Raw genomic sequence first — 16,559 nt, 5'->3', positions numbered from 1 at the left:
GTGCTGGTACGCGGTGATCGGGTTTTGATGGGTCAGCGCGGGGCAGGGGCGGTATTCATGCCGTCCAAGTACGTCTTTCCGGGCGGTGCTGTGGATCCGGGCGATCACGCAGAGGGGCTGTCTGGTGCAATGGCGGCGCGTTTGGCCGAGGCGTCGGACACGCCGCCCGCTGCGCTGGCCGGTGCCGCCCTGCGCGAGTTGCAAGAGGAAACGGGCCAAAAGTTGAGCGATGCCAGTCCCTTACGGTTCATCTTTCGCGCCATCACCCCCCCGGGCGGCCCCGGCATTTCGATGCGCGGTTCTTTCTGGTGGATGCCGGTGACCTGATCACGGACCCCGATGACTTTGCCCAGGCCGAAGACGAGTTGAGCCACCTGCATTGGGTGCCCCTGTCCGAGGCCCGCGCGCTGGACGTGCCCTTCATCACCGAGGTTGTGCTGGCCGAAGTGGCGGCGCATCTGCGCGGTGCTGCGAAATCGGATGTCCCGTTCTTCGACAATTCTGGTCCTGCGTCGGTGTTTCGGTGGCTTAGGGGGTGATCGCCTCTGGCCCGACGGACACTGTTTTTGCAATGGCCCAGACGGTTTGATCCAAGGTTAACCCCATGTCGCGCAAAGATTTTTTCGTGATCCGGGCAAGCACGGTATCCCCCGCGACGTCCACCGCCACCACAGCGCCCGGGCCTGCGCCCGCTTGGATCTGTTTGACCGTGCCTTTCAAGGTGTTCAGGGCGGACAGGCCGACGGGCGCTTGGGTCGAAAGCAACACGTCTTGGGCCAGAATACGCACCCGTAACGCCGCCCCCACGGGGGCCGGTGTGCCCGGCAACCATAGGGTGCCGCCCTTGATCGCCACTTCGGTCAGCCCGTCACTTGTGCCGCGCACCCGCCCGTTCAGCACCGCGCCTGCCATGCGCGGGCCAAGGTCGGGGGTCGCTGCGGGATCGGCAAGTACATCGGCCACGGGACCGCTGCGCATCACTTTACCGTCGCGCAGAACCACAAGGGTGGTGCCCAGGCGGGCGACCTCCTCCATGGCGTGGGTGACGTAGAGCATGGGCGTCCCGTGGTCGCGCAGCCGTTCAAGGTAGGGCAGGATTTCGGATTTGCGGGCGGCGTCGAGGGCGGCAAGGGGTTCGTCCAGGATCAACAGGCGTGGGTTCGACAGCAGCGCGCGCCCAAGGGCCACGCGGCTCGCCTCTCCGCCGGACAGGTATGCGGGGCGGCGGGGCAGCAGGGGCGCGATGTCCAGCATGTGAAGGATCGGGGATAGGTCCACGTCCCTCGGCGCGCCGTAACGCAGGTTGCCCGCTACGCTAAGGTGCGGAAAAAGGCGCGGGTTTTGAAAGACATAGCCGATCCCGCGCCGGTGGGGCGGCTGCCATTGGGTCTCGTCCTGCAGGGTTGTGCCCGCGACCGAGACCAGGCCTTTGGCTCGCAGCAGCCCCGCCACCCCTTGGGCCACGGTGGTCTTGCCCGATCCACTGGGGCCGAACAGAACTGTCACGCCAGCGGGCGCGGTGAACCGCACATCCAGCGTAAAGGTGCCAAAGCTGTGAGACAGGGCGATCTGCAGCATTACCGCTCTCCCCGTATGCGGGCGGCGACGCGGCGGGCCAGCCATTCGGACACCAGCACCGCCCCAAGGGCCACGGTGACGGCAATCACGACCAACCCCCAAGCCTGCGCCTCGCCCCCGGGGATTTGCAGGAACCCGTAGATCGCCGTGGGCAGGGTCTGTGTCTGCCCGGGGATATTGGCCACGAAGGTGATGGTCGCGCCGAACTCCCCCATCGCCTTGGCAAAGCCCATGACCGCGCCTGCAAGCAGACCCGGGGTGATCAGGGGCAGGGTGATCGTGCAAAACACCCGCAGGGGCGAGGCCCCAAGGGTCGCGGCGGCCTGTTCCAGCTTGGGGTCTACAGCCTCGATCGCCAGTCGCAGGGTGCGCACCACCAGCGGGAAGGCCATGATACCAGCGGCAAGGGCGGCCCCGGTCCAGCGAAAGGCGAAGGTCAGGCCGAAGGTTGCCTCGAAAAACTGCCCTAACGGCCCGGTCCGCCCAAAGGCGAGCAGCAGGAAATAGCCCGTGACAACCGGGGGCAGGATCAGTGGCAACAGGGTGATGCCGTTGAGCAGGTCCCGCCCATAAAACCGCCAGCGCGCAAGGGCGTAGGCGGTTAGCAGGGCGATGGGCAGGGTCACAAGGGTTGCGACACCGGACACGCGCAGGGACAGGCGCAGGGCCTCCCACGCCTCTGGCGGCAGGTCGATCATGGCAGGGTCGCGAACCCGAAGTCCGCGAACAGGACCTGGCCAGCGGGGCTGCGCAGCCAGTCGATGAAGGGTTGGGCCCGTGGGGTCAGGGCGGCCGCGGGGTAGAGGATCGGGTCGTGGGTGGCGGGATCAAAGTGGCGCACGATGGGCACCTCCAGCCCGTGCAGGTCGCTGGCGTAGACCACGGCGAAATCCGCCTCGCGCCGCAGGGCGAAGGTCAGGGCCGCGCGGACGTCGCCCGTGCGGATCAACCGGTCTTGCCAAACATCCCACTGGCCGAGGGCGGTCAGCGCCTGTTGCGCATACCGACCCGCCGGGACGCTGCGCGGATCGCCGAGGGCCAGCCGTGCGTCCGGGGCAGTCAGATCGCCATATCCCACCATGACAAGACGGTTGGCGGTGACATCGGTGGCGGCCCCCACATGGCCTCGTTCCACAAGCCAGGCCATCCATTGGGCATTGGCCAGGATCACGACATCCGCAGGCGCGCCTTGATCCAACTGTCGCGCAATCGTGCCGGACCCTGCGACGGAGACAGACAGCGTAGGCCCGCCCCACGCCGCGCTGGCGGTGCGCAGGACCTCGCCCAAGCTGGCCGCCGCGAAGACGCGCAGGGGGGCCTCCGCATGGGCGGGCAGGGCGAGCAGGAGCAAAAGTAAGGCGCGCAGGATCATGGGCCGACTGTCGGGCAAGCGCACCCGAAGGGCAAGCGGATCAGTTGGCCTTGTCCTTGGGACCGAACGGCAGGGGCATGACCGGAACGCCATCTTCGGCCAGTGCCTTGGCATCCGCCACCTTGGCTTTGCCCCAGATCAGGCGATCCGGTGCCTCGCCGTCATGGATCGCGCGGGCCTCGGCGGCGAAATCTGTGCCGACGTAGTCTGCGTGCGCCTCCAGCTGTTTGCGCATTTCCGTGATGGCCTGTTCGGCGGGCGAGGCGGGGGCGGTCAGGGCCCCTTCGGTGGCGACGCCCGGGGCCATGATCGCCTTGGACACCTTGGTGCCCCCACATACGGCGCAGGACACGAGACCTTTCTCCGCCAGCCCGTCAAAGGCATCGGCGGATTTGAACCAGCTGTCAAAGCTGTGCCCTTGGTCGCATTTCAGTGCATAGCGGATCATCGGTCGTGTGCCCTATGTCGGACCCATGTCGTCGGCCCCATCTCGGTCTGTCCAGCATGTAGGCAGACGGCCCCGTCTCGCAAGGCTTACGTCAACCGCTTTGGATCAAAAGTCTGCAAGATGCCGCGCAACTCCGGCTCTGCCACGCTGGCGGCGGCGCGTTTGGGGGACATCCACTTGCTGCGCCGCTCGGATGCTTCGGGGAAGTCCTTGCTGCGTTTGGACACCTTGAGGGGGAAGACGGCGACCATCACCGGCAGCTTCATCTTGGGGAAAATCTTGAAATAGGTGTAAAGACCAAGGCACTGGGTGCCGACCTTGCCTTGCACGCCGGCCTCTTCCCAGGCCTCGGCGGCGGCGCTTTGGGCAGCGGTCTGACCATCGGCGGGCCAGCCTTTTGGGATGATCCAACGCTTGGTGTTGCGCGAGGTGACCATCAGGATTTGCACCTTGCCGTTCTTCTCGCGCCAGCACAGGGCACCGAACTGGGTGCGCATCTCGCGTTTCTTATGGCCCCCCATGTTCAGGGGGCGTTGTTTGATCGGGCGTGCGTATGTCATTTTCTTTTGTGTCACTGCTGCCGTTCCTGACCTGACGGCTTGTACACAACATAGAGCGTTTTACCTTTGAAATCAAATAGGCAAGGGAACGACACGCAATGGCATTGGACAGACCTCTGTTTTTGGGGTCAGAGATTTATCGTGGGTCCAGCTATGGCGGCTGGCATCCGCTGCGGATCCCGCGGGTCTCGACGGCGACGGATCTGGCGCGGGCCATGGGGTGGTTGGAGCGGAAGCAGTTCGTGACCTCCCCTCGCGCCAAGGCCAAAGCCCTTGAGGTGTGGCACACGCCGGACTATCTGGCCGCGCTGCAACAGGCCGAGGCGACGCAGCTTGCCACTGAGGAGATGAAGGTCCGCCACACCCTTGGTACCCACACCAACCCGATTTACCCCGAGGTGTGGCGCAGACCCTCCACCGCTGCGGGCGCCAGCCTGCTGGCCGGAGAGTTGCTGCGCGAAGGCGGAGTGATTTATCACCCCGGCGGCGGCACCCACCACGGCATGCCGGACCGGGCCAATGGATTTTGCTATCTCAACGACCCTGTGCTGGCGATCCTGTCCCTGCAGCGCAACGGGGCACCGCGGGTGGCTTATGTGGATATCGACGCCCATCATCCGGACGGGGTGGAACATGGGTTTGCCGCTGACCCTGACGTGCTGCAAATCTCCGTCCACGAGGAACGGCGTTGGCCCTTTACGGGCGCGCTGTCGGATCGAGGCGTGGGGCAGGTCTACAACCTGCCGGTGCCCAGCGGGCTGAACGACACCGAAATGGCCTATATCCGCGACCATCTGATCCGCCCGGTGGTCGAGGCCTTTGCCCCTGATGCGCTTGTGCTGCAATGCGGGGCAGACGCGGTGGAGGAGGACCCGTTGTCCCGTCTGTCCCTGTCCAACAACGCCCATTGGGATATCGTCTCCGCCCTGTGCGATGTCGCCCCGCGCACGGTGGTGCTGGGCGGTGGGGGCTACAATCCCTGGACGGTCGGACGGCTTTGGGCAGGGGTCTGGGCGACCGTGAACAAACACGACATTCCAGAACGACTGACGCCTGAGGCCGAGGCCGTCCAGCGTGCCCTGACATGGGAAGGGCACTCCCGCGCGCGCAACCCGCCCGACACCCTGTTCACCACCTTGCGCGATGCGCCGCGTCTCGGCCCTTTGCGCCCGGCGATCACGGACCGCGTAGCAGCACTACGGACACGGTAGGGCGGGATTTATCCCGCCGCTGCCGCCCGGGCGGTGGGACAAGTCCCACCCTACCGTTTGCGACATATCCCCCCTGTATTCGTCGCCCATTGGCAGGCCGCCCCGTGTCCCACGGTGTGCAATGAAGCGAGCCAACCGGAGGATGCCCATGACCGACGCGACCATCGATCCACCCCGCCGCCGCCGTGCCGGGGGACGCCGGGGCCACGCGGACCGCGCGGGCACGGCTGTCATCGAACAGATGCCCTTCAAGCAACCCCTGAACAATGACCGCCCGACAGAACCTTTGGACCCCGACGGCGTGCAGGCCATCCACAAGGGGGTGGTTCGCATCCTCAAAGAGATCGGCATTGATTTCCTGAACCCCGAGGCCTGCCGCCTTCTAAAGGAAGCTGGCTGCACGGTGGACGGCACCAACGTCAAAATGGACGAAGATTTCCTGATGGAAATGCTGGGCCATGCCCCCAGTCAGTTCGACATCACCCCGCGCAACCCTGCCAAGAAACTGACCATCGGCGGGCAGTACATGGCATTTGGCAACGTCTCCAGCCCGCCCAACATGTGGGATCTGAAGCGGGGCAAACGGTCTGGCGACTGGCAGGGCTACGAGGATTTCATCAAGCTGACCCAGTACTTTAACTGCACCCACTTTGCCGGCGGCTACCCGGTGGAACCCATTGATGTACACGCCAGCGTGCGGCACCTGGATTGCCTGTTCACCAAGCTGACCTTGGCGGACAAGGTGGTGCATGCCTACTCCCTTGGTCGGGAACGGGTCGAGGACGTGATGGAGATGGCACGGATCGCCGCAGGCATCACACGTGAGGAGTTTGACGCAAAGCCGCACATGTACACCAACATCAACTCTGTCAGCCCCCTGAAACACGACTTCCCCATGCTGGAGGGGGCTATGATCCACGCCCGGCGCAACCAGCCGGTGATCGTGACCCCGTTCACGCTGGCGGGTGCCATGGCCCCCGTGACCATGTCCGGCGCCGTCACCCTGTCACTGGCCGAGGGGTTGGCCGCGATTGCCCTGCTGCAATACATCAACCCGGGCGCGCCCGTGGCGATCGGCACCTTCACGTCCAACGTGGATATGAAATCCGGTGCGCCCGCGTTTGGCACGCCCGAATACATCCGCGCCACGCAGATGACGGGCCAGATGGGCCGGTTCTACGGCCTGCCGATCCGTTCGTCCGGTGTGTGCGCAGCCAACGTGCCCGACGGGCAAGCCATGTGGGAAACCACCGCCAGCCTGTGGGCCGCCGTGCAATCTGGCACAAACGTGGTCTATCACGCGGCGGGTTGGTTGGAGGGCGGGCTGATCGCATCGCCCGAAAAGTTCATCATGGATTGCGAGGTCTTGCAGCAGATCCAACGCTATTTCGACCCGCAAATCACCGCCACCACCCCGGATGACATCGCCATCGATGCAATCAAAGAGGTGGGTAAGGACGGCCACTACTTTGGCTGTCAGCATACGCAGGACCGCTATCAGGACGCTTTCTACCAGCCGTTCCTCAGCGATTGGCGCAACTATGAGGCCTGGGACGCGGCTGGTGCGGTTTGGACCCCGGATCGCGCGCATAAGATGTACCGGGATATCGTCGATGGGTTCGAGGCCCCTTACATGGACCCGGGCATCCGCGAAGAACTGGCCACGTTTGTGGCCAAGCGCAAAGAAGAAGGCGGCGCGCCAACAGACTTCTAGTCGATCATTTCGGTCACTTTTCGGCGTTTTGGTACCATACCCCGGCCTGCGCTTAGGTTTGCGTTAGGGTTTTCGTTCTAGCCTCGTTCCGAAAGGAGCGTTGCGATGCACGGTTTGATAAATGCCAGTGTGCAGGGATTTGTGCTGAATACTTACGGTGCCGAGATGTGGGATCGCATCGTCGTGAAGGCTGGCCTACGGGAACGGCGTTACGAGGCTTTGTTGTCCTATGCGGACACGGAAACCCAAGGACTTCTGACGGGTGTGGAGCAGGTTTTGGGCCGTGCGCGGGAAGAGATACTGGAAGACATCGGTGCATACCTCGTGACGACCCCAAGCCTAGAGGCTGTGCGCAGGCTTTTGCGATTTGGCGGTGAGGGGTTTGCAGATTTTTTGATATCGTTGAACGAGTTGCACGACCGCGGTCGGCTCGCGATGCCAAACCTGTCCTTGCCGCAGATCTCGGTGGATGAAAGGCAGGACGGGTCATTTCAATTGCACACCTGGTGGGGTGTCGCGGGTGCGGGGCCACTGCTCTTGGGGGTGCTGCGCGCGATGGCGGATGACTATGGGGCCTTGGCCGTTTTGGATGTGCACGACGGTTACGCGGCTGATGAAGGCTATGCCCAAACCATCGAAGTGCGCATTGTGCAGCATGACTTTGCATCCGGGCGCACGTTCCATCTGGCGCAAAATGGAGCTGCGGAATGACGGTCGTGCAACTGAATGCTGCGGCATTGGATGAATTGATGCCAATGGCCCTCGTCTTTGACGCTCAGGGACAGATCCTGCACGCTGGGCGCACGCTGCAACGGCTCAGACCGGGCGTGTCACTGCAAGATCAAACTCTTGACGATTTGTTCGTGCCGGTGCGCCCCAAACTGACGTTTATGGGGGCACAGGATCTGATTGCGTCGGCTGGCAAAGCCCTCGCGCTCGAATTTCGGGCAGAGCCTCGGACCAAGCTCAGGGGTTTTGTGCAACCTCTGGGCGACGGTGGTGGGCTGCTGCAATTGTCGTTGGGCTATTCCATCCACGACGCGGTGCGGGATTATGGCTTGACTGCGACGGATTTTGCTCATTGCGACAATGCAGTCGAAATCCTTTTCCTGATTGAGGCCAATACCGCTGCCATGACCGAAAGCCGTCGCCTGACAGAAAGGTTGGCCGACGCACGCGCCGCCGCAGAAAAAGAGGCCGAGACGGATGGACTGACAGGCCTGCACAATCGTCGCGCGCTGGAAGACGCCTTTGGCCGGCTGACGCAGGGCGAAAGGCAACGCCCCTTTGGACTGATGAATCTGGATCTCGACTACTTCAAGCACGTCAATGACACCTTCGGCCATGCGGCCGGCGACCACGTTCTGCTGGTCGTCGCGGACATTTTGAACAGCGCGACGCGACCAGGCGATTTGATTGCACGGGTTGGCGGTGATGAATTCGTTCTATTGTTTCCCGACTGTGTCGATTTCGAAACCCTTGGTTCCGTGGCCGAGCGGATCATCGAGAGGTTGGAGCGGCCGATTGTCTGGAATGATCAGGTTTGCAAGATTTCAGGCAGCATCGGCATCACCGTTTCCACGGCCTATGATCCTGTGGACATTGATCAAATGATGGCAGATGCCGATCATGCGCTTTATGAAAGCAAGCATAAAGGGCGGGCGCAGGCGACGTTTTTTCCGGGCGATCATGGCTCTGCTCTGGCCAGCTAGGGCGGAATGCTGCGCTGCGACTGGCGGTCTCGCTGACCCGGCTTGACCCCCGGCCAGCGATACACCACGTTGCATCGAAATGATTGAGCAGGAGGCCCAACGTGGCCCAACCCCCGTACCCTTTGCACGTTTTGAGTGGTTGATCGCGTGGCGCTACCTACGCGCCCGCCGTGCCGAGGGCGGCATCAGCGTCATGAGCTGGATATCGTTGATTGGCATCGCGCTGGCTGTTTGGGCGCTGATCGCCACATTGGCGGTCCGCGAAGGCTTTCGCTACGAATTCGTGGATACAATTGTCGGAGCAAACCCCCACGTCGCTGTCAGCTCGACCGGTGTGGTGGATCCAGCGACCAACCGCCTGACCCGCACCATGGCCGACTATGCCGAACGGGCGGCCCGGATCGGGCAGGTCCCGGGCGTTGTCCGGGCAACGCCTGTGATCGAGGGACAGGTCATGGCTGCCGGGCGCGGTCGCAACGCGGGCGTTCAGGTGATCGGCATCGCCCCCGATGATTTGTGGAATATCCCCCGCATTGCGCAGCCTGAATGGTCCATGGGCGACCCGGCGGATTTTGCAGACGGGATTGCCATCGGCTCTGGCGTGGCGCGGACCTTGGGGGTGGACGTCGGCGATCGCATCCGGCTGATCTCGCCCGACGGGGTGCGCACGGCCTTCGGCACCAGCCCCCGGGTAAAGGCCTATACCGTCACCTACATCTTTCAGGTCGGGCGGTGGGATATCGACCGGGTGCGGGTGTTCATGCCATTTGACGAGGCGCAGACCTACTTCAACCGCACGGGCGTGGCAGATACGATCCAAGTCAGTGTCGAGGATCCCGAACGCGTGGATGACTGGGCATTGGACCTTCTGGCCGCAGGGGGCGATGGCACCCTGCTGTGGACGTGGAAAGACAGCTCTGGCGCGTTTCTGCAGGCCCTCAAGATGGAGGATAATGTGATGTTCATCATCCTGTCGATCCTTGTCCTGATTGCGACTCTCAACATCACCAGCGGCCTGATCATGCTGGTCAAGAACAAGGGGCGCGATATCGGTATCTTGCGCACGATGGGTCTCAGCGAGGGCACGATCCTGCGCGTTTTTTTCATCTGCGGGGCCTCCATCGGTGTGGCTGGAACGATCATCGGTGTGGTTCTGGGCTGTGCCTTTGCCATCTACATTGATCCGATCTTCCAAGCCGTGAACATGATTGCGGGCGGGGGCGCATGGGATCCGTCCGTGCGCCTGTTGTCCACCCTTCCCGCGCGTCTGGAACTGGGCGATGTCATGTCCGCAGTTGCGCTATCCCTTGGGCTGTCTTTCGTCGTCACAATCTTTCCGGCGCGCCGGGCGGCCCGCATGAACCCGGTCGAGGCGCTGCGCTATGAATGATCTGGCCCTACAGCTGACTGGAGTTCAAAAGCACTACAACAAGGGGCTTGCGACGCAGATCACAGTCCTGTCCGGTGTGGATCTGACCGTCCGTGCCGGAGAGATTGTGGGCCTTGTCGCGCCGTCCGGTGCCGGGAAATCGACACTGCTGCACATCGCGGGCCTGCTGGACAGCGCCGACCAAGGGCAAGTGCAGATCGCCGGTCAGGATATGACCGGGCGGGGGGACCGAGAACGCACGCGCATGCGGCGGCAGAATGTCGGTTTCGTCTATCAATTCCACCACCTGCTGCCGGAGTTTTCGGCCCTCGAAAACATCACCTTGCCACAACTGGCCAATGGCATCCCGTCCGATCAGGCGGCGGACCGGGCCCGTGATTTGTTGGCGCGGGTGGGGTTGTCGGATCGCGTGACACACCGCCCGGCCGAGATGTCCGGCGGAGAGCAGCAGCGCGTCGCCTTTTGTCGCGCGCTGGCCAACGCTCCGGCGCTTTTGCTGGCGGACGAGCCGACGGGCAACCTTGATCCCGCAACCTCTGACACCGTGTTCAATGCTCTGGTCGCTTTGGTGCGCGATACAGGGTTGGCGGCCTTGGTGGCGACACACAACATGGAGCTTGCGGCCCGCATGGACCGGGTGGTGCGGTTGCAGGGGGCGCGTTGACCGATGCGCCAAGCCCGCAGGCCTAGGCGGTGTCGAACAGGGTGGCAAAGCTGTCGTAGGCGGCGGTCCGGACGGCGGGCCCTTCCATCAGGACTTCGTGCAGCGCGCCTTCGATCACATCCAGCCGACCACGATCCCAGGCGTTCATGCGGATGTGAATGGCCTCCGGCTCCACGATATCCTCGCGGGTGCCCAGCACGCAGACCCCGGGCAAATCCAGCACCGGCGCCCGGGCGAGGCTGTGCATCTCGCGCAGGGCCGCATTGAGCCAGCCCAGCGATGGCCCACCCAACACAAATTCGGGCCGGGCGCGCACCATGTCCTGCATCCAGTCGTACATGGGCCGGTGGGTCGTCAGGCGGTTCTCGTCAAAGGGCACAGAGGCGGGGCGCGCGGCTGCATCCGTGCCCGGGGCGTACTGCAGAGATTGCCCAACCCAGCCCGCCACAGTGGACACGCCCCACGCCGCCACCCGCAGACCGGGCGTCAAGGTCAGGCCCCACATAGGTGCGCTGAAGGCGGCGCTGCGCACGGGCAGTCCGTCCAGACAGGCGCGCAACCCGATGCACCCGCCCATGGAATGGGCCAGCAGATGCAAGGGTTCGGGAAGTCCCGCGTCACGGACCACAGACAAGAACGCGGCCACATCCAGCTGGTATTCGGCAAAGTTGTCCACGTGGCCCTGTTTGGCGTCGCGCCCCGTACGATCCGCCAGGCCTTGCCCGCGCCAGTCTATGGCGGCACTTGCATACCCGCGCGCGGCCAGTTCCGCCGCCGCGTCGGAGTATTTCTCGATGAATTCGGTACGGCCCGGGAAGATCAGGACCGTGCCCTTTGCCCCCTCCAGCGGCCAAAGCCCCACGCGCAGGCGACGACCATCACTGGCCGTCACCCATTGCGCGTGACCCTCGGGTCCGCGGGCGATGTCCGCGAAATAGGGGGCGGGGGCTGACATCAGCTCAGCACGGCACCCAGCTTCATCGCCTCGGACATATCGCCGTCCACGGTCAGCTTGCCGGTCATGAAGGCGGAGGTCGGGTTCACGTCCCCGCTCAGGATGCCTTGAAAGGTCTCGGCGTCGGCGGTCATCGTGCACTCCGCCTCTTCGTCGCCTGCGCGCACGCCGTCGCTGTCGACCATCAAGGCCCCTTCGCCTTCGATCACGAACTTGACGGATCCGTCAAAGCTGCCGATCTTTTCGTTCAAAACGGCCACGGCCTGGTTCACGATATCGCTCATTTCGGTGTCCTCACCTGATTGTTGTCCTGGATCGGTGCAAAGGCCCTCGCAATTCCTGCGCGCGGGCCTAAGATTACAGGCAAGATGAAATACCTACCTCTGGCATACAACTCCCTTCTGGCCGCGCTGGCTGTTTCTTACGCAACGTCCGGCATGGCCCAGACGGAGGAGGTGGAGGATTTGCTGGCCCAGTTGCAGTCCGCCGAACCGGTCGAAGCGCGCAAGATCGGCAACGAGGTGCTGGAACGCTGGTCGCGGTCGGGTTCTGCCGCGATGGACCTGCTGTTGCGCGAAGGGCGCGAGGCGGTCGAGGCGCAGGATTTTGACGCGGCGCTCGACCACCTGACCGCCGTGGTGGACCACGCGCCCGAGTTTGCGGAAGGCTGGGTGATCCGGGGGTCGGCCTTTCTGCGCATGGAACGGTTCGGCATGGCCATGGCGGATCTGGAACGTGCACTGGCATTGAACCCCCGCCACTTTGGCGCGATGACCGCCGTGGCAGCGGTTCTGGAACGTGTGGATCGCCCGGACGCGGCGCTTAAGGCATTGGACGCGGCCCTTGCCATCCACCCGCACATGGATGGTATGGATGACGTGCGCGCGCGGTTGGTTGCGAAAACCGCAGGTTCCGCCCTCTAAGACCCCGGAGGGGACAAGATGCGACAGGCACAGGTTACGGCTGTCCTAGGCCCCACCAACACGGGCAAAACCCACTATGCCATCGACCGGATGCTGTCCTATCGCACGGGGGTGATTGGCCTGCCCCTGCGCCTGCTGGCGCGCGAGGTTTATGACAGGATCGTCGCAATCCGGGGGCCATCGGTGGTGGCGCTGGTCACGGGTGAAGAGCGGATCGTACCTCCCCGGGCCGCCTATTGGGTGTGCACCGTCGAGGCGATGCCGACGGGCATTGGCGCGGATTTTGTGGGGATCGACGAAATCCAGCTGTGCGCCGACCCCGAGCGGGGCCATGTCTTTACCGACCGTCTGCTGCACATGCGCGGCCTGCACGAGACGCTGTTCATGGGCGCCGACACCATGAAGGGGGCCATCGCCGAACTGGTGCCCGAGGCGCAGTTTTTGCGGCGGGAACGGTTTTCTGATCTCACGTACGCGGGCTCCAAAAAGATCAGCCGCATGCCCCCCGGTCCGCCATCGTGGGGTTCAGCGTGGATGCGGTCTATGCGATTGCGGAACTGTTGCGCCGCCAAAAGGGGGCGCTGCGGTCGTCATGGGAGCGTTGTCGCCCCGCACCCGCAACGCCCAGGTCGCCATGTACCAAGAGGGAGAGGTGGATTATCTGGTCGCCACGGACGCCATCGGTATGGGTCTGAACCTTGATATCAAACACGTGGCCTTCGCCGCGACCTCCAAATTCGATGGCCGCCGCATCCGGCCCCTTGCCCCCAACGAGCTGGCGCAGATCGCAGGCCGGGCCGGGCGCTACATGTCGCCGGGCAGCTACGGTGTGACGGGCGAGGCCAGCCCGCTGGACGACGGCGTGGTCGAGGCGATTGGCAACCACAGCTTCACCCCGATCCAGAAATTGCAATGGCGCAGCAACCAGTTGGATTTTGGCAGCCCCGAAGCCCTGATCAACAGCCTCGAGGCAGCCCCCGATGACATGCGCCTTGTGCGCGGGCGCGAGGCCGATGATGTGGCCGCCCTCAAGGCGATCAGCGAACTGGAGGGGATCCGCGTGCGCCTGCGCGACGCGCGGGACATGCGTCTGCTGTGGGACGTGTGCCGGGTGCCGGACTTTCGCGGCATCAGCAATGTGGAACACGCAAGCCTGTTGGCGCGTCTGTTCGAGTTCCTGCATGAACACGGGCAGGTGCAGACGGATTGGTTTGCGCGGCAGGTCAAACGCATTGACCGGACGGATGGGGATATCGACACCCTGTCCAAACGCCTCGCTTTTATTCGCACTTGGACCTATGTTGCGCAGCGCAAAGGCTGGGTTCAGGACGAATTGCATTGGCGAGACGCCACGCGTGCCGTAGAAGACCGCCTATCTGACGCACTGCACGGTGCGTTGACACAAAGATTTGTTGACCGGCGGACCAGTGTTCTGCTTCGCCGGTTGAAGATGAAGGAGGGCCTCGTGGCCGACATAAATGACAAGGGTGAAGTGACAGTCGAGGGCGAAGTCCTGGGCCGTCTGGAGGGGTTCCGTTTCCGGCAAGAGGCTTCGGCCACCCCGGACGAGGCAAAGACCGTGCGCCAAGCGGCCACGGCGGCCCTGCGCCCCGAATTCCACCTGCGCGCCGATCGTTTCTACAACGCCCCCGACACCGAGATGGATTTCACCGAACAAGGTGGCCTGATGTGGGGCGAACATGCGGTGGGCAAACTTGTCGCCGGGGCGGAGCCGTTGAAGCCCGCCGTCGAGGCGTTTGTCGATGACGAGGCCGGCCCCGAGGTCATGCAGAAAGTGCAGCGCCGCCTGCAACATTTCATCGACCGCAAGGTGGCGGCGGCCTTTGAACCCATGCTGGCGATGCAGCGGGACGAGACGATCACGGGGCTGGCCAAAGGCTTTGCCTTCCAACTGGCCGAGGCCATGGGCGTTCTGCCCCGGGCGGAGGTGGCGGACGATGTGAAGGCGCTGGATCAAGACGCACGTGGCGCGTTGCGCAAACACGGTGTCCGGTTCGGCCAATTTACGATCTTCATGCCGCTTCTGCTGAAACCCGCGCCCACGCGTCTGCGGCTGGTGCTGTGGTCGCTGCATTCCGGTTTGCAAGACTTCCCCGAGGCACCGCCCCCCGGTCTGGTCACTGTGCCCGGTCTGGAAGGGATGCCAGAGGGGTACTTTACCCGCGCAGGCTATCGCCTTGCGGGGGCGCGCGCGATCCGCATCGACATGCTGGAACGGCTGGCGGACATGCTGCGCGCGGCGGACACCCGCGGCGGCTTCGAGGCGACGCCGGACATGCTGTCGATCACGGGCATGACGCTGGAACAATTCGCGGACCTGATGCAGGGTCTGGGCTATGGCGCGGAGCGGGGCGAGCGGCCCAAGGTGAAAGCCACCCCCGAGCCCGCGGCCAAGGCCCCCGAAGGCGAACAGACCCCGGCAGCGGTGGCGCAACCCGAGGCGGCAGAGGCCGAAACGGCGCCCCCCGAAAACACCCCCGAAACCCACCCCGAAAGTACCCCCGAAAACGATGCGCAGGTCGAAGCGCCCGAAGGCGAGGTCTTCTACACGTTCAAGTGGGAACCCAAGCGCCGTAACGCGGGCGGCGGGCGTCCCCGTGGGGACAACGCCCCGCGCGGCAAAGGCAAGGGCAAGCCCAAGCGCGGCCCCAAGCCGCCGCAGAACGCGACCGCCCGTCCGCCCCGCAAGGAAAAGAAGATCGACCCGGACAATCCCTTTGCGGCCGCCTTGGCGGGCCTCAAGAACACCTGAATGGAAGTTGCGACCGAGAAAGAGCGCTTGGACAAGTGGCTCTGGATGGCGCGGTTTTTCAAGACACGCTCCCTCGCGACCAAACTGGTTGCGGGGGGGCACGTCCGGGTCAATGGTGAAAAGGCGTTGAAACCGGCGATGAAGGTTGGGGCAGGGGACACGCTGACCTTTGCGACGGGCACGTGGGTGCGGGTGATCGAGATCACCGATGTGCCCAAGCGGCGCGGCCCGGCCCCCGAGGCGCAGGCCTGCTATGCCGATCATTCCGCCCCGCCTGTCCCCAAACCCAAGATCGAGGATCGTGTGGGCGGGCGTCCCACCGGGCGGGACCGCCGTCAGACCGATGCGCTAAAGGGCCTTTGACTTTGACCGGCTGGCGATCACCGCCCCCAGCGTGATCAAGGCGCAGGCCGCGCCGATGGACCAGTGCCAGACGGCGACCCCGGCGGCCAGCAGGACCAAGGTGGACAGCACGGGGGCCGCGTAGGACAGGGCCGCCAGCACCATGATATTGCCCCGCTTGCATCCGTAGTCCCAGACGTAGAACGCAAGCCCCATGGGCAGCAGGCCAAGGCCGACCACGCTGGCCCAGGCCCGTGCGTCTGCGGGCCAAACCGTCTCCTCCAACGCGCCGTGCAGCGCTGCGCAGACCACAGCCGACACGAGGCAATAGCCCGCGACGACATCCGTGGGGACGTCCCCGAACCGGCGCGTCAGGACCGAATAGCCCGACCAGATCACGGCGCAGGCCATGGCAAACACATGGCCCGATTGCAGCCCGCCTGCCAGACCCGTGGACAGCCCGTCGGTTATCACCAGCACAGCCCCCGCCAGCCCTAGAACAACGCCGATGATGTGCCCGGGGCGCAAGTCCTCCGCCGGGAGCAGCGCCGCAAAGACAACGATCAAAAGGGGCCAGAGATATGCGATCAAAGACGCCTCTACCGCCGGGGCGTTCTGCAAGGCAAAGAAATACATCACGTGATAGGCCGACAGCCCGACACAGCCGACCGCCCAAACCTGCCACGGTTGGCGCAGGCTGGCCCGTGCCTGTGGGCGAAAGGGCCACGAGAGTGCCCCGACACCGCCGCCAATGGCAAAGGCCATGGCCGCCAGTTGAAACGGGGGCACGGGACCTGCGGCAGCCGTGAACAATGCCAACAGCGCCCAGGTCACGACCGCCCCGAACCCAAGGGCGGTGGCGGCATTTTGTGTCATTGAAACCTGTCCATCTGCGCGATAGCTGTCTGTCAATCTGG

General features: G+C 64.2%; 16 protein-coding genes and 2 pseudogenes. 10 read left to right on the top strand and 8 right to left on the bottom strand.

The genetic code is table 11. From position 1 onward, the window contains the following. Positions 1–27 precede the first annotated feature (27 nt). Positions 28–539, top strand: a pseudogene (locus ACZ1G0_RS11960) (NUDIX domain-containing protein). On the opposite strand, the gene modC reads toward ACZ1G0_RS11960, so the two are convergent. The 5 genes from modC to ACZ1G0_RS11935 all read right to left on the bottom strand — a co-directional run bounded on the left by modC (position 529) and on the right by ACZ1G0_RS11935 (position 3,958). Further along, complete coding sequence (gene modC, locus ACZ1G0_RS11955; protein ID WP_472737145.1) at positions 529–1,578, bottom strand: molybdenum ABC transporter ATP-binding protein; 1,050 nt, start codon at positions 1,576–1,578, stop codon at positions 529–531. The pseudogene ACZ1G0_RS11960 and the gene modC overlap by 11 nt on opposite strands. Continuing rightward, positions 1,578–2,276 (bottom strand): molybdate ABC transporter permease subunit, encoded by a 699-nt coding sequence (modB, locus tag ACZ1G0_RS11950; protein ID WP_472737144.1) that lies wholly within the window; start codon positions 2,274–2,276, stop codon positions 1,578–1,580. The genes modC and modB overlap by 1 nt, the downstream gene beginning before the upstream one ends. After that, the gene (modA, locus tag ACZ1G0_RS11945) at positions 2,273–2,950 is read right to left on the bottom strand and encodes a molybdate ABC transporter substrate-binding protein (RefSeq protein WP_472737143.1); all 678 of its coding nucleotides are present in this window, start codon (positions 2,948–2,950) and stop codon (positions 2,273–2,275) included. The genes modB and modA overlap by 4 nt, the downstream gene beginning before the upstream one ends. Before the next feature lie 40 nt (positions 2,951–2,990). Then, positions 2,991–3,398 (bottom strand): DUF1178 family protein, encoded by a 408-nt coding sequence (locus tag ACZ1G0_RS11940; protein ID WP_472737142.1) that lies wholly within the window; start codon positions 3,396–3,398, stop codon positions 2,991–2,993. Positions 3,399–3,484: 86 nt separating this feature from the next. Continuing rightward, a complete protein-coding gene (locus ACZ1G0_RS11935; protein WP_472737141.1) occupies positions 3,485–3,958 on the bottom strand; it encodes an NUDIX hydrolase in 474 nt (157 codons plus the stop codon). 98 nt (positions 3,959–4,056) lie between these two features. On the opposite strand from ACZ1G0_RS11935, the gene ACZ1G0_RS11930 reads away from it, so the two are divergent. The 6 genes from ACZ1G0_RS11930 (at position 4,057) to ACZ1G0_RS11905 (ending at position 10,649) form a co-directional block, all read left to right on the top strand. Then, a complete protein-coding gene (locus ACZ1G0_RS11930; protein ID WP_472737140.1) occupies positions 4,057–5,169 on the top strand; it encodes an acetoin utilization protein AcuC in 1,113 nt (370 codons plus the stop codon). Positions 5,170–5,317: 148 nt separating this feature from the next. Beyond that, a complete protein-coding gene (locus ACZ1G0_RS11925; protein ID WP_472737139.1) occupies positions 5,318–6,883 on the top strand; it encodes a trimethylamine methyltransferase family protein in 1,566 nt (521 codons plus the stop codon). A gap of 105 nt (positions 6,884–6,988) precedes the next feature. After that, positions 6,989–7,594: a heme NO-binding domain-containing protein gene (locus tag ACZ1G0_RS11920; protein ID WP_472737138.1), complete on the top strand. Its 606-nt coding sequence runs from the start codon at positions 6,989–6,991 to the stop codon at positions 7,592–7,594. Beyond that, positions 7,591–8,595 (top strand): GGDEF domain-containing protein, encoded by a 1,005-nt coding sequence (locus ACZ1G0_RS11915; protein WP_472737137.1) that lies wholly within the window; start codon positions 7,591–7,593, stop codon positions 8,593–8,595. The genes ACZ1G0_RS11920 and ACZ1G0_RS11915 overlap by 4 nt, the downstream gene beginning before the upstream one ends. Before the next feature lie 79 nt (positions 8,596–8,674). Beyond that, positions 8,675–9,985, top strand: a complete 1,311-nt coding sequence (locus ACZ1G0_RS11910; RefSeq protein ID WP_472737136.1) for a lipoprotein-releasing ABC transporter permease subunit — start codon at positions 8,675–8,677, stop codon at positions 9,983–9,985. Beyond that, complete coding sequence (locus ACZ1G0_RS11905) at positions 9,978–10,649, top strand: ABC transporter ATP-binding protein (protein WP_472737135.1); 672 nt, start codon at positions 9,978–9,980, stop codon at positions 10,647–10,649. Before ACZ1G0_RS11910 ends, ACZ1G0_RS11905 begins: the two co-directional genes overlap by 8 nt. 22 nt (positions 10,650–10,671) lie before the next feature. Here the strand turns inward: ACZ1G0_RS11905 and ACZ1G0_RS11900 are convergent, their stop codons facing one another. Beyond that, positions 10,672–11,604, bottom strand: a complete 933-nt coding sequence (locus ACZ1G0_RS11900) for an alpha/beta fold hydrolase (RefSeq protein WP_472737134.1) — start codon at positions 11,602–11,604, stop codon at positions 10,672–10,674. Beyond that, positions 11,604–11,888, bottom strand: a complete 285-nt coding sequence (locus ACZ1G0_RS11895; RefSeq protein WP_472737133.1) for an SCP2 sterol-binding domain-containing protein — start codon at positions 11,886–11,888, stop codon at positions 11,604–11,606. Before ACZ1G0_RS11895 ends, ACZ1G0_RS11900 begins: the two co-directional genes overlap by 1 nt. An 84-nt stretch (positions 11,889–11,972) precedes the next feature. Here ACZ1G0_RS11895 and ACZ1G0_RS11890 point away from each other — a divergent pair, with 84 nt between their 5' ends. The 3 genes and pseudogenes from ACZ1G0_RS11890 (at position 11,973) to ACZ1G0_RS11880 (ending at position 15,663) form a co-directional block, all read left to right on the top strand. After that, on the top strand, positions 11,973–12,527 hold the full coding sequence (locus tag ACZ1G0_RS11890) for a tetratricopeptide repeat protein (RefSeq protein ID WP_472737132.1): 555 nt from the start codon (positions 11,973–11,975) through the stop codon (positions 12,525–12,527). A gap of 18 nt (positions 12,528–12,545) precedes the next feature. Beyond that, positions 12,546–15,300: pseudogene (locus ACZ1G0_RS11885) on the top strand (helicase-related protein). Next, positions 15,301–15,663, top strand: coding sequence for an RNA-binding S4 domain-containing protein (locus tag ACZ1G0_RS11880; protein ID WP_472737131.1), 363 nt, complete (start codon positions 15,301–15,303; stop codon positions 15,661–15,663). On the opposite strand, the gene yddG is transcribed toward ACZ1G0_RS11880, so the two are convergent. Continuing rightward, entirely contained in the window at positions 15,649–16,518 is an 870-nt protein-coding gene (yddG, locus tag ACZ1G0_RS11875) for an aromatic amino acid exporter YddG (protein ID WP_472737130.1), read from the bottom strand. The genes ACZ1G0_RS11880 and yddG overlap by 15 nt on opposite strands. Positions 16,519–16,559 lie beyond the last annotated feature (41 nt).

The sequence above is a fragment of the Thalassobacter sp. HA4-2 genome, assembly GCF_055693705.1.
Note: the sequence above shows the minus strand (reverse complement) of the source record. Positions and strands in the feature narration are given on the sequence as shown.